25 protein-coding genes and 1 pseudogene are annotated in these 22,348 nt (G+C 43.5%); 7 read left to right on the top strand and 19 right to left on the bottom strand.

Annotated elements, in window-relative coordinates:
• Positions 1-181 precede the first annotated feature (181 nt).
• A complete protein-coding gene (gene uraA / locus Q0G26_RS00480; RefSeq protein WP_210684027.1) occupies positions 182-1,429 on the top strand; it encodes a uracil permease in 1,248 nt (415 codons plus the stop codon).
• 69 nt (positions 1,430-1,498) lie between these two features.
• Here uraA and Q0G26_RS00485 read toward each other — a convergent pair whose 3' ends face one another.
• The 8 genes and pseudogenes from Q0G26_RS00485 to Q0G26_RS00515 form a co-directional block, all read right to left on the bottom strand.
• Positions 1,499-1,756, bottom strand: coding sequence for a JAB domain-containing protein (locus Q0G26_RS00485; RefSeq protein ID WP_293827531.1), 258 nt, complete (start codon positions 1,754-1,756; stop codon positions 1,499-1,501).
• A 54-nt stretch (positions 1,757-1,810) separates the two neighbouring features.
• A complete protein-coding gene (locus Q0G26_RS00490) occupies positions 1,811-2,179 on the bottom strand; it encodes a hemagglutinin repeat-containing protein (protein WP_293827697.1) in 369 nt (122 codons plus the stop codon).
• 19 nt (positions 2,180-2,198) lie between these two features.
• Positions 2,199-2,648, bottom strand: coding sequence for a hypothetical protein (locus Q0G26_RS00495; protein ID WP_293827533.1), 450 nt, complete (start codon positions 2,646-2,648; stop codon positions 2,199-2,201).
• Positions 2,649-2,656: 8 nt separating this feature from the next.
• A complete protein-coding gene (locus Q0G26_RS00500) occupies positions 2,657-3,961 on the bottom strand; it encodes a hypothetical protein (RefSeq protein WP_366517708.1) in 1,305 nt (434 codons plus the stop codon).
• A gap of 345 nt (positions 3,962-4,306) precedes the next feature.
• Positions 4,307-4,630 (bottom strand): annotated as a pseudogene (locus tag Q0G26_RS11435) (hemagglutinin repeat-containing protein); the annotation flags it as partial.
• A 584-nt stretch (positions 4,631-5,214) separates the two neighbouring features.
• Positions 5,215-5,940: a hypothetical protein gene (locus Q0G26_RS00505; RefSeq protein ID WP_293827535.1), complete on the bottom strand. Its 726-nt coding sequence runs from the start codon at positions 5,938-5,940 to the stop codon at positions 5,215-5,217.
• Between the two features lie 427 nt (positions 5,941-6,367).
• Positions 6,368-7,783, bottom strand: coding sequence for a [FeFe] hydrogenase H-cluster radical SAM maturase HydG (gene hydG, locus Q0G26_RS00510; RefSeq protein WP_021720037.1), 1,416 nt, complete (start codon positions 7,781-7,783; stop codon positions 6,368-6,370).
• 61 nt (positions 7,784-7,844) lie between these two features.
• Positions 7,845-8,102: a TM1266 family iron-only hydrogenase system putative regulator gene (locus tag Q0G26_RS00515; protein ID WP_293827540.1), complete on the bottom strand. Its 258-nt coding sequence runs from the start codon at positions 8,100-8,102 to the stop codon at positions 7,845-7,847.
• Positions 8,103-8,262: 160 nt separating this feature from the next.
• Between Q0G26_RS00515 and Q0G26_RS00520 the strand changes: the two genes are divergently transcribed.
• Positions 8,263-8,463, top strand: a complete 201-nt coding sequence (locus Q0G26_RS00520; RefSeq protein ID WP_009144888.1) for a hypothetical protein — start codon at positions 8,263-8,265, stop codon at positions 8,461-8,463.
• Positions 8,464-8,651: 188 nt separating this feature from the next.
• Here the strand turns inward: Q0G26_RS00520 and rbr are convergent, their stop codons facing one another.
• From rbr to tnpA, 9 genes are all read right to left on the bottom strand, one after another.
• A complete protein-coding gene (gene rbr / locus Q0G26_RS00525) occupies positions 8,652-9,191 on the bottom strand; it encodes a rubrerythrin (RefSeq protein ID WP_293827543.1) in 540 nt (179 codons plus the stop codon).
• Between the two features lie 66 nt (positions 9,192-9,257).
• Entirely contained in the window at positions 9,258-9,692 is a 435-nt protein-coding gene (locus Q0G26_RS00530) for a transcriptional repressor (RefSeq protein ID WP_246869331.1), read from the bottom strand.
• A 281-nt stretch (positions 9,693-9,973) separates the two neighbouring features.
• Positions 9,974-11,038, bottom strand: coding sequence for a hypothetical protein (locus tag Q0G26_RS00535; RefSeq protein ID WP_293827544.1), 1,065 nt, complete (start codon positions 11,036-11,038; stop codon positions 9,974-9,976).
• Positions 11,039-11,131: 93 nt separating this feature from the next.
• Positions 11,132-11,776: a fructose-6-phosphate aldolase gene (fsa, locus tag Q0G26_RS00540; protein ID WP_293827545.1), complete on the bottom strand. Its 645-nt coding sequence runs from the start codon at positions 11,774-11,776 to the stop codon at positions 11,132-11,134.
• A gap of 344 nt (positions 11,777-12,120) precedes the next feature.
• Positions 12,121-12,738 carry a hypothetical protein gene (locus tag Q0G26_RS00545; protein ID WP_293827547.1) on the bottom strand — a complete coding sequence of 206 codons (618 nt, stop codon included), beginning with the start codon at positions 12,736-12,738 and terminating at the stop codon, positions 12,121-12,123.
• Positions 12,739-12,827: 89 nt separating this feature from the next.
• The gene (locus tag Q0G26_RS00550) at positions 12,828-14,129 is read right to left on the bottom strand and encodes an amidohydrolase (protein ID WP_293827549.1); all 1,302 of its coding nucleotides are present in this window, start codon (positions 14,127-14,129) and stop codon (positions 12,828-12,830) included.
• Positions 14,130-14,142: 13 nt separating this feature from the next.
• Complete coding sequence (locus Q0G26_RS00555) at positions 14,143-14,337, bottom strand: hypothetical protein (protein ID WP_293827552.1); 195 nt, start codon at positions 14,335-14,337, stop codon at positions 14,143-14,145.
• 208 nt (positions 14,338-14,545) lie between these two features.
• The gene (locus Q0G26_RS00560) at positions 14,546-15,649 is read right to left on the bottom strand and encodes an RNA-guided endonuclease TnpB family protein (RefSeq protein WP_293827553.1); all 1,104 of its coding nucleotides are present in this window, start codon (positions 15,647-15,649) and stop codon (positions 14,546-14,548) included.
• A gap of 14 nt (positions 15,650-15,663) precedes the next feature.
• Positions 15,664-16,032 (bottom strand): IS200/IS605 family transposase, encoded by a 369-nt coding sequence (tnpA, locus tag Q0G26_RS00565; RefSeq protein ID WP_293827700.1) that lies wholly within the window; start codon positions 16,030-16,032, stop codon positions 15,664-15,666.
• Positions 16,033-16,296: 264 nt separating this feature from the next.
• Between tnpA and Q0G26_RS00570 the strand changes: the two genes are divergently transcribed.
• Positions 16,297-17,010, top strand: a complete 714-nt coding sequence (locus Q0G26_RS00570) for an SIMPL domain-containing protein (RefSeq protein ID WP_293827554.1) — start codon at positions 16,297-16,299, stop codon at positions 17,008-17,010.
• A gap of 89 nt (positions 17,011-17,099) precedes the next feature.
• Here Q0G26_RS00570 and Q0G26_RS00575 read toward each other — a convergent pair whose 3' ends face one another.
• A complete protein-coding gene (locus Q0G26_RS00575) occupies positions 17,100-17,402 on the bottom strand; it encodes a hypothetical protein (protein ID WP_293827557.1) in 303 nt (100 codons plus the stop codon).
• Between the two features lie 368 nt (positions 17,403-17,770).
• Between Q0G26_RS00575 and Q0G26_RS00580 the strand changes: the two genes are divergently transcribed.
• The 4 genes from Q0G26_RS00580 to trpS all read left to right on the top strand — a co-directional run bounded on the left by Q0G26_RS00580 (position 17,771) and on the right by trpS (position 21,486).
• The gene (locus Q0G26_RS00580) at positions 17,771-18,133 is read left to right on the top strand and encodes a helix-turn-helix transcriptional regulator (protein WP_293827559.1); all 363 of its coding nucleotides are present in this window, start codon (positions 17,771-17,773) and stop codon (positions 18,131-18,133) included.
• Between the two features lie 273 nt (positions 18,134-18,406).
• Positions 18,407-18,841, top strand: coding sequence for a DUF3887 domain-containing protein (locus Q0G26_RS00585; RefSeq protein WP_293827562.1), 435 nt, complete (start codon positions 18,407-18,409; stop codon positions 18,839-18,841).
• 119 nt (positions 18,842-18,960) lie between these two features.
• Positions 18,961-20,331: a sodium-dependent transporter gene (locus Q0G26_RS00590; protein WP_293827564.1), complete on the top strand. Its 1,371-nt coding sequence runs from the start codon at positions 18,961-18,963 to the stop codon at positions 20,329-20,331.
• Between the two features lie 72 nt (positions 20,332-20,403).
• Positions 20,404-21,486 carry a tryptophan--tRNA ligase gene (gene trpS, locus Q0G26_RS00595; RefSeq protein WP_293827566.1) on the top strand — a complete coding sequence of 361 codons (1,083 nt, stop codon included), beginning with the start codon at positions 20,404-20,406 and terminating at the stop codon, positions 21,484-21,486.
• A gap of 131 nt (positions 21,487-21,617) precedes the next feature.
• Here trpS and rnc read toward each other — a convergent pair whose 3' ends face one another.
• A complete protein-coding gene (rnc, locus tag Q0G26_RS00600; protein WP_293827568.1) occupies positions 21,618-22,337 on the bottom strand; it encodes a ribonuclease III in 720 nt (239 codons plus the stop codon).
• Positions 22,338-22,348: the final 11 nt, after the last annotated feature.

A 22,348-nucleotide genomic window follows, 5' to 3' on the forward strand; every position in this document is an offset into this window, starting at 1 on the left:
AATATAATAAAGATGACAGCTTTATTATACTTGCTTCTTAAGCATCACACAAGAGCGGCACTTCATCTGAAAATCCGAGATTATGGAAAGTTTTTTACACTTTTGCTAAAAACTCCTTGCAATTAATGTGAAATCCACGTAAAATTATCATAGCAAAATTTAAGAAAAGAGGTTATTTATTTTGGAACGCAAAGTTATTCAAGTTGAAGAACGTCCGCCATTACTACTTAATATTCCGTTAAGTATTCAGCATCTGTTCGCCATGTTCGGCTCCACCGTGCTGGTTCCATTTTTATTCAAGGTCAACCCTACCACCTGCCTGTTTATGAACGGCCTGGGCACCCTGCTCTACATCTTTATCACCAAAGGCAAAATCCCTTCCTATCTCGGTTCCAGCTTTGCCTTCATTTCTCCTGTACTGCTGATTATGTCCACCTCTGCCTATAATCATGCACAGTCCGGCTTCATCGTTTTTGGTCTGCTGTTCATGCTCTTCTCGCTGATTATTCACTGCGTAGGCACCAAATGGATTGATGTCATCTTCCCGCCGGCAGCAATGGGCGCAATTATTGCTGTTATTGGTCTGGAGCTGGCACCTGTTGCAGCCAACATGGCAGGCTTGACCGGTGATAAAATCGACATGGTCAACGTTGCCATTTCTATGTTCACGCTGGCAGTCGGCGTTATCGGCTCCGTTGCCTTCCGCGGCTTTATGAGTATCATCCCGATTCTCTTCGGCGTTGTCTGCGGTTATGTTTTTGCAGCTATCATGGGTATCGTCAACTTCCAGCCGGTAATTGACGCTCCCTGGTTCCAGGTGCCGCATTTCTACGCTCCGGTTTTCGATATCAACGCTATTATGATCATTGCTCCGGCAGCACTCGTTGTTTTGGCTGAGCATATCGGCCATCTCGTAGTAACAGGCAACATTGTTGACCGCGACCTGATTAAGGATCCTGGCCTGTCCCGTTCTCTGTTCGCCGACGGCCTTTCCAACGTTATCAGCGGCTTTGCCGGCGCAACTCCGAACACTACCTATGGTGAAAACATTGGCGTTATGGCAATCACCAAGGTTTACAGCACCTGGGTTATCGGCGGCGCTGCTGTCATGGCGATTATTCTTTCCTTCTGCGGTAAGCTCAGCGAGCTGATTCACAGTATCCCCGTTCCTGTTATGGGCGGTATCTGCATCCTGCTGTTCGGCGTAATCGCTGCCAGCGGTATCCGCGTACTGGTTGAACGTCAGGTAGATTACAGCAAATCCTCCAACCTCGTAATGACCTCTGTTATTATGATTATCGGTCTTTCCGGTGCGAAGCTCTCCTTCGGTGCCTTTTCCGTACAGGGCATGGTGCTCGCAACCGTTGTTGCTATTATTATGAGCCTTGCCTTCAAGCTCTTTGAATACCTGCACCTCCTGAACGAATAAGAAATTTAAAGCACAAAGAGGCTGGGACAAAACCCAGCATTGAACAGAAAAACCAGTGGAATTTTACCGTCAGGTAAATATCCGCTGGTTTTTTAGTGCAAAAAGAGAACCAGTAAGTGTGCCTACAGAAACAACTACTGAAGCTATGATTCTGTTCTTAGTATTCAGAGCAAAAACCATACATACTTCTTTTTCCATATAACGTAGATCAAGCATCAGATATGCAGCTGCTTTCTTAGGATTACCTAAATACACCTTTTCACAAGTGTGTGAAGCCCCCTTTTCAAAAGCTCCATACAAGCCGAAACCTTTTCTGCCTGCATTCAAGTCAAACCTATTGCATTAAGCTCGTCTACAGTTCTGTTCAGCATTTTAAATACTTCATTGTTGTTGTCGCATGTTTACAGATTTAATATATTCGCTTTCGCTTGTCTGCTCCGCACTGCCGATATTCAGACTGCCGCCGGTTTTTACGCTTACGTCATTATCTGCAACTACGTTGTTGCCTGTAATATTCGTATCTTTTTTACTGCTCATCGCAAGCTCTCCGGCAGAAAGATTGCTGCCGACAACAGTATTCTGCTTACTGTAATCATAAATATCCGTTGTTTTGGATGAAAGCAATCCACTGACCTTGTTGTGCTCTTCATGCAGGCGCTCGTGGTATTCTGTTGCATTAGTGATATTTATATTATTTTCGGCAATCAGGTCGGCTTTTCCTGCTTCACTGGCTACATTGCTGCCTTTAATATTGTACTCAGCAAGTTTTTTACTCTTGTTTAGTTCTTATATTGTCTAATATGTATCTTATTGTATCATCAAATTTTTCGTTATATTCCTCCTTAGTGAATTTGAAATCAAAACAAACTATAGTATTTCCAAAAGACTTGGTTTTCTTTTCCCTTTCTGGCAATCTGATTTCATATACTTTCCCTTTCATATCATATGACACTTCTATAAGATAATTATTTGAAAAGAACTTATTCCATGTTTTGTACTTCGTTTTTTTAAAAGGATCTACATCTTCAATATTATCATCTTTGTATTTAGATATACTGTAATTTAAATATTGATCAACAGAGTTTTTTAAATTATCTAAACTATCTATTTCTTTTATATATCCCATACTCTCATAAAAGCCAATCGTAGTAACATGATATACTAAAATAGAAATTTTTTCTGTTTGCTTATCAACGAATAAATTAACTAGTCCTCTCATATAATCACCTACTCTATAATAGTAATTTTCACCTTTATGCCTTTGTTTCCTGCATATTGTATAGCTCTATCAATACCATATTTCTGTTCTTTAGAAATTATCGTTTTTGAAATTGCTATCTCTAGTTCTTTGGAGTCATAATCATTTAAGCCAATAAATTTTCTGTTCCATGATTTATATGTGAACTTATCTAATGCATCAATATTTTTCACCAAAGTATTATAAATGCCTTTACCAGTTTGATAAGTAGGTAATGTTAAGTCCATACTTTTTATACTAGTAATAGTTCTATCATTTAATTTATCAACAACAGGAAAATTGTAGCCTAAATTGTTGCCCAGTGCCTTATCTATAATTTGTCCTCTTTTAAACGCCCCCTTAGTCCACAGGTTATCTCCTACATAAATTATATCATTAGTTAATTTAGTAGTCGATATACTCTTAGCTGTGTACTTTTCTAAACTAGAAACAATCTTGCCTACTCTAGGAAATTTAGTTAATATTTTGCTACTCCCAGAAGCAACACATAAAGAAGCTATATCAACACTAATACGACCTAACTCGTAACCTGTTTCTTCTGCTGTACCATTTTCAAATTTATCCAACCTCTCGTTGAATACATCTACAAATTGCTCTTTTATTTCATTCGCTAAACTAGGTTCTTCATATACAGCTTGCAAGAATTGATACATTTCATTAAGAGTACCAAGAGGATCTGAAGAAATAGCAGATATATCTTCTATTTCTTCAATACCTCTATCTTTTAATCCTTCTCCATATCCATTTAATACACGTTTAGGATTAAATATTATATCTGCTGCCTCATTGTTCTTCGTTCCGCTCGCAGCAGCACTTGCTCCAGCTTGCGCATTACCAGATACAAATTCAGCCACAACTGCTCCTAATGCTGCACTTACCCATTGCATTTTATCAGGCTCATAATTAGCCGCTTTTTTAACTTCTTCAATAACTAGCTTATTTATTCCAGCAGCACTTGCTCCCGCAAGAAAATCACCGCTAGTAAGCTTACTCATAATCCCGCCAACAACAGCATGATAGAGTGCTTTCTGTTCGCTACTACCATCCATGTAGTGAATCTCATTATACGCCAATTCGCCAAACAAATTTGCTAATTCCTGACGTTCTTCAATTTTTGTCTTGTCAAAAATCTCACCAAGCTTATTTAGTCTGTTGGCATTATCACGATTCAGCTTATTGATATCCTGCTTCTGGTTTTCTTTATCACGGATTTCAATAGCACCTTTGCTAATAGTAGCTTTCGTCGTACTTTCAGCTTCTCCGCTTGCAGGCATGCCAATATCAGGTGTTATACCTTTTTCATTGTATTCTGCATCATTGTTTTTATTTATTTTGATGCCAGCTCCGCCTGCTTTATAATCCGCTTTATTTTGGATGTCTTCAAAAGTCAACGTACCTGTCGAAAGCTTATTCTTGTCAGCATCAGCAGTACTTGAAATAATACCACCCTCCAAGTCAGTGTTATCTTCTACACGGATATCAAAGCCTTCTTTGCCTGCGTAAATACCGCTCTGATCTGTTACGCTTTCATATTTGCTGTCAATCTTGCCTACGCTTGCACTGCCACTGACGGCTTTATTACTGCCAAGCCCAACACTCGCACCAACGGATTTATTGTTTTCCTTATAGCTGTTGCTGTCCCGCTTGCTTTCAATATTAAGGTCTCCGCCTACGTTACTGGTAACCTTTTCACCGCTCAGCATACCGCCTTTAATGTTGGTGTCCTTACCACTGGCAAAACTCAAATCTTTGTTGGCGGTCAAATTGCTTTCGTTAAAAGTTGTGCCATTTGCAGACACTTCTCCCTTGGACATACTGCCAGAAATGCTGTAGCTTGGGCCTTTGCCAAGTTCTAGGCTTGCGCCAACGCTCGCACTGCTGGATTTACTGTTTTGCTCCGTTATATTCGTATTTTTGGACGCATTTATATTAAGGTTTTCTTTAGCGTTATTGTGCCACTGCCACCGACAGCCACCAAACCATCTTCGTTCAGGAAATCGCCAATGCTGTTGATTGTCAGATTTCTGGTGACCAAAATATTACCGAAGTTTTGTAATCATAGTGCCCAGGAGAAGGTAGCATATATCTTCATCTGACAAAAGTATTTGTTTGGTATTGTTCACCCACTTTTGTTGATGAAGGCTCTTAAGTATTTTAAAGCATAAATTAGAATACAAGTATGAACTAATACAATCTCAGCATAAACCATAACAGTCCACATATTGCTACAATTATAATATATATATCCAATTGATACGACCAAACATAAAATGCTCATGATGGTTAATAGATATGATATTCTTATTTCCTTCAACACGCTATGATTTATAAATGATAATATTATGAATGCTAAAACAATCTCTAAAAAAACAACTAATAGTATCACAATAGAGCCTTGAAAGTTGTTTAATATCGGAAATAATTTAAATAAATTAATCATTATAGCAATAAATATTTTTTCAACAATAAAATACGAAAGTGATCCTAAAAGAATACCAACAATCGAATTTATTATTCTCATCAATTATCACCTTCTCATAAAGTCTTCATTCTTAAAAGAACTTACTTTGGCGCTGCTTTGTCCGATGACAGATTTAACAAAGCTCAAACAATTTCTATTCATTATTCCATAAATTGAAAACTCTCCATTTGGCATATACACAGAGTCTATATCCTCTCTATTATGAGCTATAATAACACTACTGCGCAAATCATCAATTGTCACTTTCTCTGACGCAAGCATATAAGCATTAGCTGTCTCTACTATTTTTTGCAAATGATTTATATCTGTAATTTTATCCAAAATATATGCGTTACCTTTCAATAGATCCTGATCTATATATTTTGTAGAATTTACGTCCAATATCGTTCCTCGCCCAATTGGTAAAGCAATTGCACTCGAATAATTACCAAAATGAATCTCTTCATTATTTCCATCATCATAAACTATTTTTAGCCCTATATGTGGAATTTGGTACTCTTCGTTATCTTTACAAGGCCATACAACTACATCAATACATTTAGGAATCCTATCTGTCCTTAAAAGATTGTTCTTGGTTCCACTTACTGTAATGCTAGCAGCTACTTGGATATTGTTCCAAAAACTACCTACAGCTGCTCCCACACCTGCACTAAGCCACTGAATAAGATAAGGATCTTCCCCAGCAAACTTCTCTATTTCTTTAACAACAATCTTATTTATTGCTGCTGAAGAAGCGCCACTAATATAGTCACCATTAGATATTTTTTCCAAAATACTACCTACCAATGCATGATACAACACCTTCTGCTCATCAGACGCCTTTATATCATGAATTTGGTTATAAGCTAACTCCCCAAAAAGTCCAGCCAGCTCTTGACGTTCTTCAACCTTTGTCTTGTCAAATATTTCACCAAGCTTATTAAGGCTGTTTTGGGTATCGCGATTAAGTCCGGACAGGTCTTGTTTCTGATTATCTTTATCCCTGATTTCGATCTCACCTTTAGAAATAGTTGCCTTGGTTGTGCTTTCTGCATAATTCTTGGCACCTACGCCGCTGAAAAAGGCTGGGACAAAACCCAGCCTTAAACAGAAAAACTTAGACTCTAGCGATTCTTTAATTTGTCGAAGTTAGTTTTAGCATAGCCTTTTTTACTGTTTACTATGCAAGCCTGCACCCGCAGGCTTGTCTTTTTTTATTTTAGAAGCGGAAATCTCTTTCGCCTTGAGCAATTTTTTGCAGACGCTCTACGCAAACCTCACGCACCTTTTCCTGCGGAATGTTCGGCAGCTCAGCCTGCACCAGCTTTTCGCCCAAAGCCTTCGTTGCCGGGGAAGCATAATCCTCAAGATATTCCTTCAGCGTCAGCAGTGCATTAGGATGGCAGCAGTTTTGAATTTGCTTAGACTTGCACAGCTCCATAAATCTGTCTCCGGTACGTCCAGCACGGTAGCAGGCAGTACAGAAGGAAGGCAGGAAGCCTAATTCCATCAGCCATTCGATTACTTCATCCAAAGAACGTTGGTCAGAAACGTCAAACTGCTCGGTATCGGTCGGGCGCACATCCTCGGTGTAACCGCCTACGGAAGTACGCGAGCCGCCGCTAATCTGAGAAATACCAAGATGCAGTGCCTTTTCACGCACAGCCTGATTTTCACGTGTAGAAATAATCATACCTGTATACGGAACAGCAATGCGGATAATAGCAATAATCTTGCAGAAGGTTGCATCATCAATGCCGTTGTCAAAAACGCCCGGGTCAATATCGTCGGCGCGTTTGATACGCGGTACGCTGATGGTATGCGGACCTACGCCATGCACCGCCTCCAGATGCTCGGCATGCATCAAAAGGCCGGCCAGCTCGTAGCGGTAACGCTCCAAACCAAACAGTACGCCCAAGCCGACATCATCAATGCCGCCTTCCATGGCTCTGTCCATAGCCTCCGTATGGTAAGCGTAATTGTGCTTCGGTCCACGCGGGTGCAGGTTCTCATAGCTTTCCTTATGATAGGTTTCCTGGAAGAGGATATAGGTACCGATGCCTGCTTCCTTCAGTTTGCGGTAATTTTCTACGGTCGTAGCCGCAATATTTACGTTAACACGGCGGATAGCGCCGTTTTTATGCTTAATGGAATAAATAGTCTTGATGCAGTCCAGAATATATTCAATCGGGTTGTTTACCGGGTCCTCGCCAGCCTCCAGCGCCAAACGCTTATGGCCCATATCCTGCAGTGCAATAACTTCAGCACGCACCTCGTCCTGCGTCAGCTTTTTACGTCCGATATGCTTATTAGTTGCATGGTAAGGACAATATACGCAGTGATTGATGCAATAATTGGATAAATACAGCGGAGCAAACAGCACTATACGGTTGCCGTAAAAGTCCTTTTTAATCTGCTCAGCCAGAGCAAACATCTCCTGCACCAGCTTTTCGTCCTCACAGGCAAGCAATACGCTGGCCTCACGATGACTCAAGCCCTTGCGCAGCTTGGCTTTGGCAATAATCTGCTCCAGCAGCTCCTTGTTGTTTTTGTTGGCCTCAGCATAAGCAAGTGTGTCGAGGATTTCCTCATGACAGATAAATTCTTCAGCCTTCATTGATTTTGCATTATACATTTTGTCTCCTCCTTACAGGTCAGTAGTATCTTTCCCGTCAGATAGTTTGTATCCAGCAGTTTTATTCCTTGGCAGTTACGTTGGAATAAGCAGTTTTGGCATTCACACCGGCAAGCAGCCCCAGCTTACCGCTCATAGCGCTGATAATATCCTGCGGCGCATCAACGGCAACGCAGATAATATTAACATTCTTCTGGCGATAGGGCAGGCCCATACGGCCGATAATATAACTGCTATAGGTGTGTAAAATTGCGTTAAGCTCTTCCACAGCCTGAGGCTGCGTTACAATCAGAGAGATAACAGCTACTCTTGTTTCCATACTAATCACCCTTCTCTTTTGGAACATGGCAGAATCTGATTCTGCTATATTTTGCTGAATATATCTATAATAGTATACCATATTTCACGAAAAGTGTGGTATACTTATTCTATAAATATTTATCTGCTCGTAAACAGCTTATAAAAAAGGAGCCATTATAATGCTGAATATATTTTTCTCTTTATTTCTCTTGGGCATGCTGATCGTTTTATGCGGCAAGGCAATCAGCCGCGCCATGCACCAGCAGCAACCATTAAACAGCAAGGAAGCTGCTCTGCTCATAGCGCTTTCGCTTGGTTGCCTCTTTGCTCTGAATGCCGGCGTCAGCGCCGTCTACAAAACCCAGCTGCTTTTCTACTGAAAAGAGCGCAGCCCGGCTGCCGCAAATGCGGCAGCTTTTTTGCTTTACGCAAAAAAGAGGCAGACAGCAGGCTTGCGCCTCGCTGTTTGCCTCTTATGCTGCTATTTTGTTTTACGTTCTGTCGCAGAAATCCCCATTAAAGCCTTTTAAAGCTTCTATAATTAATTCTGCTTCAGCAAATTAATAGATTAATAGTTGGTTACCTTCAGCTCGAAATAACCTTGAGGATGGTCGCATACCGGACATTTTTCCGGAGCCTTTTCAGCAATAACAATCTTGCCGCAGTTAGTGCAGATCCAAACCTTTTTCTCTTCGCGCTGGAAGACACGATCATTTTCAATGTTTGCCAAAAGCGCACGATATCTTTCCTCATGCTCTTTTTCAATCTTGCCTACTTCTTCAAACAGGAATGCAATTTTATCAAAGCCTTCCTCTTTGGCAACCTTGGCAAATTCGGCATACATTTCGGTCCACTCATAGTTTTCGCCTGCAGCTGCATCCTTCAGATTTTCAATAGTCTGGGGAATAGCGCCACCATGCAGTGCCTTGAACCACAATTTAGCATGCTCTTTTTCATTACCTGCAGTTTCGGTAAAAATAGCGCCAATCTGATTGTAGCCTTCTTTTTTGGCTGCACTTGCATAATATTGGTACTTAGTATGAGCCTGAGACTCACCCGCAAAAGCGGTCTGCAAATTTTTTTCAGTCTTGCTGCCTTTTAAATCCATTTTCAATTCCTCCTCTTGAAAACGACGCAACAGCCTTCCCAAACTAAAGCTTATATAGCCTTAGAATCAGTTTTGGTCATCACCCAAAACATCTTCGCTTACAGGGTGTTCTGCCATTTCCTTTTGGCATTCAGGGCAGATACCGCTGAAAACAATATCATGGTGATTCATTTTGTAGCCGGTTACAGCAGCTACCTTTTCATCCATATCCGGAATATAATCAAAGTTTTCTACGTTCATGAACTTACCGCATTCAGTGCATTTGATGTGGTAATGTCTTGCGAGGATATGATCAAAACGATCAGCACCGCTCGGAACGGAAACCTTGCTCAGCAGACCGCTTTCAACCAGAGAATTAAGGTTGCGGTAAACGGTACCTTTGCTGATATCAGGATACTCCATAGTAATGCGATCATATACTTCTTCAGCAGTAGGGTGATCTGCTAAAAAACGTACAGCCGCGATAACAAGTTGTCTTTGAATAGTGTTTCTTTTAGCCATTTTCATCATCCTTTATCAAAAATAATTCTCATTTAGAATTATACACCCTCCGTCAAAAATGTCAAGTATTTTTAGTACCAATCTACAAAATAATCACAAATAACTTCCTACTTTTTTTACTGTTATCTTGCAGGTAATCAATCTATTCTTAATTCTAAATTTACTCAATAGGCAAAGCATCACTAAGGGTAGATATTGCTTCTCGCTAACCAAATAAACAAAATGATAAAAAAATACTGTCGAAACTGTGTCCGACAGTATTAGTTAACCTATCTCATTATTTATTCAACTTTCTCCCAAATCAGCTGCACCGGCAGATTAGATGCACCAGGAGGCGACCAGATAAAGCTGTAGTCGCCGGCCTTCAGCTGAGCAAGCTCAATTGCTTCCTCTATCTTTGAGCCTAAGCATACTGTCTGCTCCGGTAATGCCACCAGCTGACGTTCTCCCTTAGTTTTGTTTTCCAGTACGCCGTAACCGGCAAACGGTCCGCCGATAGGATTCAAAATAAAGCTTATGGGCTTTTTGCCGGCTACAGTAAAGTTCACCTTGTAGATAACACCATAATTACCATAGTTTTCCGCAGGCAGTCCGGTGGTTGCGTCAACGCCCTTAGCATAGCCCTCCTGCGAGGTTGCCAGCTCCAGCATCAGCGGTTTTTCCGGATCCTTAACAGGTTTCTTCAGCGTATAGTTCCAGTCAGCTGCCGCAAAGGTTCCACGCAGCGGATGCTCGTCCATCGGCTGAATCGCAGCGCCTTCGTTAAACAGCTCCAGATCGCTCTTAGTTTCACACATCAGTACGCTCACCTCAACCGGCTTGTCAAAGTGCAGGTCGATTGTTGCTGTATACAGCTTATCCTGCGGCAGAATAATACCGCGGCCGCTGAGCAGCTCATGGCTATTACCAAAGCCCAGCTTGCCATCCTGTAGCTTTTGGCTGCTGTCATCAAAATATTCTTTTTGGGAATTTTTACCGTCGCGCATATAATCATAGGCAAAGCCTGCTACACCACTACGCGTTACCTTATAATGCACCGGACGCAAATTATCAGTGTTCTTCAGCATTACCGCCAGCTTTTTCTTATCAGCAACGCCATTAACATGATGCACAAATAAACGCACATCACCCGCAACCTTATCGCGATACAAGATGCCGTTATGATAAACAGTTTCCGGGCTGTCGCTAAAAAGCAGCTTCGGACCGTTGGCGACAAAATCCGCCTGCGCCTGCTCTGTAACATAATCCTCAGGAATAAACACCGGTCGTTGCTGTGCGCCTGCTACGTTCAGCATGCCACAGGATACAGTAACAAGAAAAGCCTGCAAGGCCTTTTTTAAATTCATCAAATCCCTCCCTCAAACTCAAAAAACTTTCCGCAGCCAAAATTATTCCATATAATTAAGGCTGCGGACTCAGTAACAATATTCTAAGACTTTTTACTTCAGGCTGTTTTGGTAATCAGCCATAAACTGCGCTAAGCCTTTATCTGTCAGCGGATGAATAATCATCTGCTCCAGCACTTTAGTAGGAATAGTTGCAATTTGGCAACCGGTCAGCATAACCTTTTCTACGTGCTCCAGATTACGGATGCTGGCAGCAATTACCTCGGTAGTAATGCCATACAGCTTAAAGGCTTTGACAATGTTTTCTACCAGCTGTACGCCGTCTTCACCGATATCATCCAAACGGCCGATAAACGGGCTGACATAGCTGGCACCTGCGCGTGCAGCCAGCAAAGCCTGAGCCATGCTGAATACCAGCGTTACATTGGTTTTAATGCCTTCAGCGCTTAAAATTTTTACTGCCTTCAGGCCTTCCGGAATGCAGGGAATTTTGATAACGATGTTATCTGCAATCTTTACCAGCTTGCGTGCTTCCTCTACCATGCCAGCACATTCGGTGCTGATAACCTCGGCACTGACGGGACCGGCAACCAGCTTGGCAATTTCCGGGATAACCTCAGCCTGGGTACGGCCGCTTTTGGCAATCAGGCTCGGGTTGGTCGTAACGCCATACACAACGCCCCAATCAACAAATTTGGCAATCTCTTCTACATTAGCAGTATCCATAAAAATCTTCATTTTTAACTAACCCTCTTTACAAATCAAATTCATATTTTTTATTTATATGGTGCTTTATCGCGCGTCCTTACAGTACTTTTCCTTCTCCCTCGCCAGACGCGGGAGAAAGTATCAGAGGCGACGCGACGGCGACGACTCATCGCAAGCGATATTAGCACGTCCAACAGCTTCTCACTTCGTTACACTCGTGACAAGCTGGGACTTTGCGTCGCGTACGCCCTTGTACTCCTAGGAGCCGTCGCAAAGCTCGCCGCAAGCGGCATTAGCACGCCCAAACAGCTTCTCACTTCGCTTCACTCGTGACAAGCTGGGGCTTTGCGTCTATGATGCTTTATCGCGCGTCCTTACGGAAGTACGACTACCTTCTCAGCGTGAGTCTGAGCAGGCAAGCTCATAGTCATCATGCTGCTCCAAACCAGCAGCTTATCACCTTTTTTAATCTTAGCGAAGTCTTTGCAGGCAGCTGCGTCAATCGTTGCAATAACATCATTATTAGTGTTGAGTACGGTTACATAGCTGCCATCCTTAGCGAGGCTTGCCTGCGCTACCTCAAAGAAGCTTGCAGATTCTTCGCTGTCTTCAAGCACAATCGCCAGAGCATGGCTTTGCGGCGGCAGGCTGCGTGTCATGGTTGCGGAATAATAGGCAGTAACCTTTTGGCCAACCTTCAAAGCATAGGGCAGACGCAGTTTACCGCTGGCACCCTCCACAATGTAGGTATCACGGTCAACAATGGCTGCAACCATATTTCTGCTGCCCTCGCCCTTAATAACGTAAAAGCCGTCTTCTACAGCAATGATTTCGCCACGGGTGATGTAAGTTCCCGGTGCACGCATTATCTCAGGATTAGCCTGTACCTCATCTAAGGGAGCGGATTGAGCCGCGTCAGCGGCGAAAGCACTGCCAGCACCCAAAAGTGCCATGCAGGAAAATACTAAAGCGATTTTTTTAAGTGATTTCATGATATATACCTCCAGGATATTGCTTTTGTTTATGCTCATAAGTATAACATATGATTATGGCAAAATCATGGCGGATTTGCTTAAATTATTTACTTATTGCTGAAATGCACAGCAATTTCCGTAATTGTTGCTGCAGCCTTCCACAAGCAGTTCTCATTGAAATCGAAGTGACTGTTGTGATGACCTGCGGCAATCTTGGTGCCATACATCATATACAGAGCACGACCACCATGCTGCTGTACGCGCTCCATGAAGTAACCGCAGTCCTCGCTACCGCCCATGTCTACATATTCCAATACCTCATCATAGTGGCATTTTTCTTCAATCAGCTCTGCTACCTCGTGTCCCAGCTCCTTGTCTGCAAAGCAGGCAGGTGCAGCACCGGCCATAGTGATTTTTACCTTAACGTCATACATAGCAGCGCAGGCATTAAGAATGCGCTTAGCTTCTGTAACCATGTATTCATCAATTTCGGTAGTAGCACCGCGGGTTTCCAGCTTAATAGAAGCGATATCAGGCACAACGTTGCGGCCGGTGCCGGCGTTGAGCACACCTACATTGATACGGCTGGAGCCCTTGCTGTGACGGGGAATGGTATTCAGGGAAGTTGCAGCCTGTGCTGCTGCCAGCAAAGCATTCTTGCCCTGCTCCGGAGCAGCGCCTGCGTGGGCAGATACACCGGTGAATTCCGCATCCAGCTTAGTTGTTGCCAAAAAGCCGTCAGTCATCGTTACCAGGCAGTTGTCAGTAGTAGCCTTAAAGCCGATGTGCCCACCGAACAGATAATCTACATCATCAACTACACCGGCGTTCATCATAGCGAAAGCACCGCGTACACCTTCCTCTGCCGGTTGGAAAATCAATTTAATGGTGCCTGCCAAACGTGCTTTATTGGCGGCAAGCAGCTTTGCTGCCGACAGGCCGATGGTTACGTGACCGTCATGACCGCAGGCATGCATAGCCTTTTTGTGCTCGGAAGCAAAACCCTCCTTTGCCGGGCGATGCTCCTCGCTACGCTCCTCCTCTACATCGTTGCAGTCCATATCAAAGCGGAAGGCAACTGTTTTACCGGGTTTATCTGTTTTAAGAGTTGCCACGATACCGGTCTTGCCGCCTGCCATCTGCTTTACCAGCTCCGGATCCGCACCTTCGCTGATAGCTCTTTGCATATAATCAGCCAGCTCTGCCTCGCTCGGCACGCCCATCATAGATTTTTCGTCAATAACGTCAGCGCCAAATTTAACGTCATAGCCCAAAGCTTGCAGTTCACCGATAATCATGCTTGCCGTGCGAAATTCCGTCCAGCCTGTTTCCGGATGTCTATGCAAATCTCTGCGGCGCTCGACCATTTCAGCCTTCAAGCCTTCAGCCTGTTGCCAAATAGTTTCCATATTATTACCCCCATTAAAAAAGTACAGTCTGCTCACTGTCCAAGGGCAGATAAACCTCGCTTTTATCTTTTAAGCGATTGTTATTATCTACCCACTGTCCGCATGGACATTGTATTACAGCGGTAGGCAACGCCCAAGCTAAATGTTTGCCGCAAGCCGGGCAGATATATTCTACCTGCAACCTGCCACGCTCTTTTTCCTTTGCCAATTCAGCGCACCTCCTGCTTCTTATTGCGTTTTTTATTATAGCACATTTGTACCATTAAGAAAATGCTTTGACGGCAGTAAGTGTTAAAACTGACATACTCCCCACGGCTAAAGCCGGGAGATTCTGGGATATTAGCGAACCTTGCCTACCGGAATAGCAGATCTTACGAGTTCTCTCCACAATGGACAATGCCCTGCCCATTTTTATTTCATGCAAAGAATATCCTTATTCCTTCCCGTTCAATATTTATCGAAGCGTTCCTGTCCCGATTATGAGTGCTGCCACATTCAGGACAAACCCACTCTCTGATTTCCAGATTTTTGATTTTGGTGTTCTGGTATCCGCATGCTGAACATATTTGGCTGGAAGGGTAGAACCTGTCTATTTCTATAACAGACGAACCTGTCTTGTTTGACAGGTATTTCAGCTTGTCTACGAAATCAGCAAAACCTAAATCAGATATTTTCCTGCCAAAACGCTTTTGCATAGCCTTCAAGTTTAAGCTTTCAAGGCATATCAGGGCATATTCGGCAACGAGCCTGTGAGCCACCTGCCAGTGAAAATCATTTCTCTGATTTGCTATCTTTTTATGCAGTCTTGCCAAAGTTAGTTTTGCTTTTTGACGATTATTAGAGCCTTTGACCTTACGGGACAGATTTTTATTAGCTCTTTTTACTGCATTGGCATTTTGCTTGAAGAATAGTGGAGAAGCAATATCCTTCCCGTCAGAAGCATTAAGAAACATCTTCAGGCCGAAGTCAAAGCCGACACTTTTACCTGTTCTTGCCAAGACTTCATTTTCTGATGTTTCGCAGACGAAATATAAATATATATCGCCTAATGCGTCACGTTTAATAGTCAGGATTTTTATTTTTCCGTCTATTTTTCTTGATTTTGCATAACGATAGCGTTGTTTACCGATTATGATGCTTTTATCAGCTTCGTTAAGTTTCCAGCCGCTCTGTTTCAAAGTGAAAGATTTATATTTTTTTATTTTCTTGAAAGATGGCGGCGCTGTGCGGATTTTATGTTTTAAGTTGCGAAAAAAGAGTTTATATGCTTTGTCTATCCTCTGGGTTATATCCTGTACAGCCTGGGAGCCGATTTCTTTCAGATAGGTAAACCTGGAAATTTTCTTCAATTTGCTCAGATGCTTTTGCAGTCGATATATGTTCAGAGATTTCCCGAACAATCTATAGTATCGCTTATGCAAAGCAATGCAGTGATTGTAGACAAGGCCTGCCGCATTAATCTGACTATGGAGTTTCCTGTTTCTTTTTGAATCATACAGCTTAAAACAATATGTCTTCATCTACAATCACCACCTTATTTTGATTTCTGATTTTCAATGTATTGTTTAATAACAGACAACGGAGCACCACCAATAGTAGAACAAAAATAATTGTTTGTCCATAATGTTGGTATCCGGGAACGCAACCACGGAAACTCTTGTCTTAAAATACGGGATGTAGTTCCTTTAATAGTTTTTACTGCTTTATGAATTCCAAATTGCGGATCTACTCCTAGCAGAATATGTACATGATCTGGCATTATTTCCATTTCGATTATATCGACCTGGAGTTCTTCACATATTGAGTTAACCAGCTCCTTTAGTCTGGTATCAACGCCATTAACCAGTACCTTTCTACGGTATTTGGGGCAGAACACGATATGATACTTGCATGAGTATACTATAGATTAGACTTATATATTATTTTACCCATAGCTATATAATAATATAAAGATATATAATTTGCAACCGTATTGGCAAACGTGCCTTATATCCCCATGCCTAAAGGCAGGGCTTTACGGCACTTATGGTAAGTTAAGCGTCTTTTCCTATAGATCTGCCAAAGTCTTATATCTGCAAATTCGTGTTTTTTCTGTGTCTTTCAGGTTAAAATTGTATTTATATGCTATAATTAAGCTGATTAAATTAGCATCAGGAGGTTAGAAAATATGACTAAGATTAAACAAATGCTTTGTGCTCTGATTGCTATCTGCCTGCTGTTTATCGGCAGTACAAATGCCATGGCAGCACAGCCTGATACACCGTGCATCAGTGTCAGCGCCAACGCAACTATCGAGGTCGCACCGGATACCGCCGTTATCAGCTTCGATGTCAACGGCAAGGGACGTACCGCTGCCGAAGCAACAAGTGCATCTGCCGCCAAAATGGATAGTGTTAAGCGTAATCTGCTTGGCTGCAATATTTTAGGTAATGATATTACAACAACAAGCTATACTCTTTATCCAGATACCGATATCAAAGGCAAAATCACCGGTTATACCGCCAGCAACAGTGTGCGCATCAAGCTCAAGGATATTGCGAAGCTTGGCCCGGTAATCGACAAAATCAGCGCTGCCGGCGTTGACACGATTAATAATATTTCCTTCAGCGTCAGCAGCAGAGAGCTTTACCGCAACAGGCTGCTGGCTCAGGCTGTAGAAAACGCACGCCAACAGGCTGCAGTTGTCGCCAATGCCGGCGGCCGCACACTAGGCAAGCTGCTAAGCGCCAACATCAGCAGTTACAGCGGCGGCATGGAGCGCTCCTATGGCAATATGAAGCTGATGGCTGCTGCCGACAGAGCTGCTGCCCCCGAAACAAGCATCGCTGCGCAGGAGATTACGATAAAAGCCAGCGTTGATACTGTTTTTGCTATGGAATAAATTGCTGCACGCTAAAAACTGCTGCCGCGCGTCACAGACGCAGGGCAGCAGTTTTTGCGTCAGAAGGCAAGCCTTCCGCATTAGCAATTTTATTTTTTCGGCAGCTTATATTCCTTCAGTGCCTGAAAAAGTTCTGCACTTCCGGGTGCATATTGAACAGACAGCTCCTTGAGCGCAGCAAAGTTTTTCAGCTCTACGCCCCACAAAAAACAGTCAGCCTCATCATAGGCAGCAACAACGATAAACCTTTTGGCGTCCAGCGGTGTTTTGCCCAAATCATCCGTCAGCATAATATAATCCGTGCCAAAATCCATACCATAAACCGTAATATTTTCTTCCGGAGTAGAATCCTCCCAAAAGCCCAACTTATCAAAATCAGCAGCAGTAAGCATAATACACCTCGTTTTCATATAATCTAGCCTTAATATAACACGTTGCGCTGTCATTTGCAACTTTAGCTGTTGCGGCATACAACTTAAATTAACGCTTCACCTTACTGCTATTCCTATAGCAAATGCGTAGTACACCATTTTTTACTATAAGTTAACAAGAAAATATCAAGCATAAAATACATTTTGTAAATAAAATTAGCGTTTTTTTTATAAAATTCTGCCCTACCCTACCCGAAATTGCCATTTAGGGTAGGGACATTTTCGCATAAACATGTCATAATATACTTAAAGAACGAAACAACTGCTTCCGTTCATGTAGAGAAATATAAAAATGTTCTATTGTTGAATAACATCTGGAGGTGCAATTTATGGCAAGCTTAACTGTAAACCCCGACTATAAGCTTATCGGCAACAATATCAAACAGATGCGTACCAAATCGCAGGTATCTCAACAAAGTCTGGCAAAGGCAATTAATATTTCGCAAACACACATGAGTAATCTGGAAAACGGTAAAACCGGCGTGAGCCTGGCTATTGCTATCCGTATCGCCCAGCATCTGCGTTGCAGTCTTGATGCGCTGATTTTTGGTGAAAATAATAAAACTTATGCGGTAGAGGCCAAGCCGTTGAGCGCCCACACGGCTGATGAATTCAACCAGCTTTTGAAGCGCTCGCTGGCAGAAATGATGTTTCAATGCCTGCAGAAACCGGAAGTCCAAAATGAAAAATAAATTGAGCTGCTTTTCAGCTCCATCTTTAAAGCCGCTGTGTCCCTTTAGGCGCAGCGCTTTTTTTCTAGTGAAGCAACTATAAAATAGCTGTTATCGAATACTGGTGTCATCTGCGTGACACCAGTATTCTTATGTAAGGATAATAATGCTTGCCAAAATTTAAAATCGAATTTTTCTTAAAATGCTTTTAAAAGACTTTACTAATTAAGAAAAAACAGTTATGATTATATATAGAATAAGCTTTTAAGCTATGTGTTACTGGAGGTAATGAAGATGAAAAAATTAGTATTAGTATTAACCATGCTGCTCGCCTTTGCTTGCAGCAGTCTGGCATTTGCTGCTGACGGCGGTGACCTGAACAAGGAACAAAAGGCTGCTGAAAAAATGATGACCTCTCTGGCTGGCGACGCTGCTACTGAATATGCAGCTCTTGCTCCTTCCCTGAGCGCTGAGCTTGGCAAAACCATGGACCAGAAAAACTTTGCTGCTATCCAAAAACAGGTTAAACAGCAATTCGGCTCCTTAAAAGAAACCAAATTCTTCAGCTTTGAGCGTTATGACCAGGCTGATAAGGTAACCTATATCGCAGGCTTCTCCAAAGAAAAAATCGTAGTTATGTCCTTTGTCTTCGGCAAAGATGCTAAGCTGCAAAACTTCAGCTTCTCTCCGTACAAAGCACCAGAACAGGCTCCTGCTGAAAAGAAATAAGACCTTTTGCACTGCATCCTGCTGCCAAGGCAGCGGGATGCAGTTTTTTTATTGCTTATAAGTCTCCTTTAGCTTATAATTAGATTATCCAAAATTTTTTAGGGAGTAGGTATTTATTTATGGAAAGAGAAAACTTTTCCTCACGCCTTGGCTTTATTTTAATATCTGCCGGCTGTGCAATCGGCTTAGGCAATGTCTGGCGTTTCCCGTTCATTACGGGCTTATACGGAGGTGCCTCCTTCGTTTTAATTTATCTTTGCTTTTTGCTGCTTTTGGGACTGCCCATCATGGTAGCAGAATTTGCTGTTGGCCGCGCCAGCGTGCGCAGTGCAGCAAAATCCTTCGACGTGCTGGAGCCTGCCGGTACAAAATGGCATCTGTATAAATACGGTGCCATCGCCGGCAACGTCATCCTGATGATGTTCTACACCACGGTTTCCGGCTGGATGCTGTATTACTTCTACAAAATGGCTGTCGGTGGCTTCGTAGGCCTGGACGCTAAAGGCGTCGGCAACGTTTTCGGCAGCCTTCTGAGCGACCCGGTAACCATGGCAGGCAATATGATTATTATTGTTCTCTCCTGCTTTGGTGTTTGCTATCTGGGCGTCAAGGCCGGCGTTGAACGCATAACCAAAAACATGATGGCCTGCCTGCTGGTGCTCATGCTGATTCTGGCAGTAAACTCCATTACTCTGCCCAACAGTGCCGCAGGTCTTAAATATTATCTCTATCCTGACTTCAACAGAGTGCTGGAGCACGGTATCCACGAAGTAGTCTTCGCTGCTATGGGACAGGCCTTCTTTACGCTGAGCCTGGGCATCGGTTCGCTGGCTATCTTCGGCAGCTACATCGGCAAGGAGCAGCGCCTGACGGGTGAAGCAATGTGGATTATGGCACTGGATACCTTTGTAGCGATTGTTTCCGGCCTGATTATTTTTCCGGCCTGCTTCAGCTTCGGCATTAACCCTGACAGTGGCCCGAACCTGCTGTTCATCACCCTCCCCAACGTGTTCAACGCTATGAGCGGCGGCCGTATCTGGGGTACTCTGTTCTTCCTGTTCATGCTTTTCGCAGCTATGTCTACGGTCATCGCAGTATTTGAAAACATCACCTCCTGCATCTGCGATTTAACTGGCTGGTACCGCAAAAAGACTATTCGCTTTAACATTATTGCGATTATCCTGCTTTCCCTGCCCTGCGTGCTGGGCTTCAACCTGTGGGGCCACATTCAGCCCTTGGGCCAAGGCACCTGTATCTTGGACCTGGAGGACTTCCTCGTCAGCAACAACCTGCTGCCCCTGGGCAGCCTGATTTACCTCAGCTTCTGCACCAGCCGTTACGGTTGGGGCTGGGATAACTTCATTGCAGAGGCAGATACCGGTAAGGGCGTTCCCTTCCCCAAATGGATTCGCTTCTATGCTACCTACATTCTGCCGCTAATCGTACTGTATATCTTCTTTAACGGTTACTATGCAATGTTCGTAAAGTAAGCTTGCGTTGACAGTTTACGTCAGTGCATTTATAATTATTATATAAATAAGAACAAAAGAGGTAAGACTAACATGAGTAAAATTATCCTGACCGGTGACCGTCCTACCGGACGTCTGCATGTAGGCCACTATGTAGGCTCTCTGCGCCAGCGTGTACAGCTGCAAAATTCTGGTGCATATGATAAGGTATATATCATGATTGCTGATGCCCAGGCGCTTACAGACAACGCTGAGCATCCGGAAAAGGTACGTAAGAACATCATCGAGGTAGCGCTGGATTATCTGGCCTGCGGCCTTGATCCTGCTAAATCTACCCTTTTCATTCAATCCATGGTGCCACAGCTGACTGAGCTGACCTTCTACTATATGAACCTGGTCACTGTATCTCGTCTGCAACGTAACCCGACCGTTAAGAACGAAATCAAAATGCGTAACTTTGAAGCAAGCATTCCTACCGGCTTCTTCTGCTATCCTATCAGCCAGGCTGCTGACATCACCGCCTTCCGCGCTACTGTAGTGCCTGTAGGTGAGGACCAGCTGCCGATGCTGGAGCAGTGCAAAGAAATCGTGCACAAGTTCAATTCCGTTTACGGCGAAACCTTGGTTGACCCGGACATCATGCTGCCGCAAAACGACGCCTGCCTGCGTCTGCCCGGCATTGACGGCAAAGCCAAGATGAGCAAATCCCTGGGCAACTGCATTTATCTTTCCGATGAACCGGAGGATATCAAAAAGAAGGTTATGTCCATGTACACCGATCCTGACCATGTACGCGTAGAGGATCCCGGTAAGATTGAAGGCAACACTGTTTTCACCTATCTGGACGCTTTCAGCACTGAAGAGCACTTTGCCAAATTCCTGCCGGATTACGCTAACCTGGACAAGCTGAAGGCTCACTACCAACGCGGTGGCCTGGGTGACGTAAAGGTTAAGAAGTTCCTCAACAACGTGCTGCAGGACGTGCTGGAGCCCATCCGTGAGCGCCGTCACTATTGGGAACAACGCATCCCTGAGGTTTATGAAATCCTGCGTGCAGGCAGCAAGGAAGCTGAAGCTGCTGCTGCTGCAACTCTGCATGACGTACGCGAGGCAATGCGCATCAACTACTTCGATGACGAAGCTTTGATGAACCAACCCTACGAAAAACAACACTAAGCCATAAACAGCTATCCCCCTGTTCCTTAACCGGAACAGGGGGATTTTTTGTGCGCTGTGAAGCACGTAAAGCTACCTGAAGGCAAAATAAAAGACCTACGGTATTGTTACCGTAGGCCAATATTGTAATGTTATTCCTGATTCCTTACATGCAGCTGTGCCAGCGCTTGCTTAGCAGCATGCTGCTCCGAATCTTTTTTAGTACGACCACTACCTTCGCCAATAACAGTATTACCCAGCATTACCTGAGAGGTGAATACCTTATTGTGCTCCGGACCGGTGCTTCCTAAAAGAATATAGTGGATATCTGCATCACCGTCACGCTGCAAATACTCCTGCAAGCGTGTCTTGTAATCGTTAAATATACCATGGCGGCAGATGAAATCTATTTCCGACTGCATCATACCCAGCAGGTAGGTCTGTACGACCTCAAAGCCCTGATCCAGATAGATAGCACCCAAAACAGATTCAAAGGCATCAGCCAGGATGGAAGGACGCTCACGTCCTCCGCTCAGCTCCTCGCCCTTACCCAGCTGCAGATAGTCACCCAGATGAATCTTTTTGGCATATTCATATAGGGAGCCTTCGCAAACAAGGTAAGCACGCAACTTAGTCAGCTGGCCTTCAGCCAAATCAGGAAAGTTCTTATACATGTAGGTGCTCACGATAACGCTGAGCACGGAATCACCCAAAAACTCAATCCGCTCATTATGATGCGGTTTAGGATACTGCTTAGCTTCATGGGCATAAGATGTATGGGTCAGAGCCATATCAAGAAGCTCTAAATCATGCATATGGATACCCAGCCCCTGGCAGAAGCTCTGCAGCTGCTGTGTACGTTTTTCCTGCATTTTAATCAATC

Source organism: uncultured Phascolarctobacterium sp., from assembly GCF_934190775.1.
In the GTDB taxonomy this organism is placed as follows: domain Bacteria; phylum Bacillota; class Negativicutes; order Acidaminococcales; family Acidaminococcaceae; genus Phascolarctobacterium_A.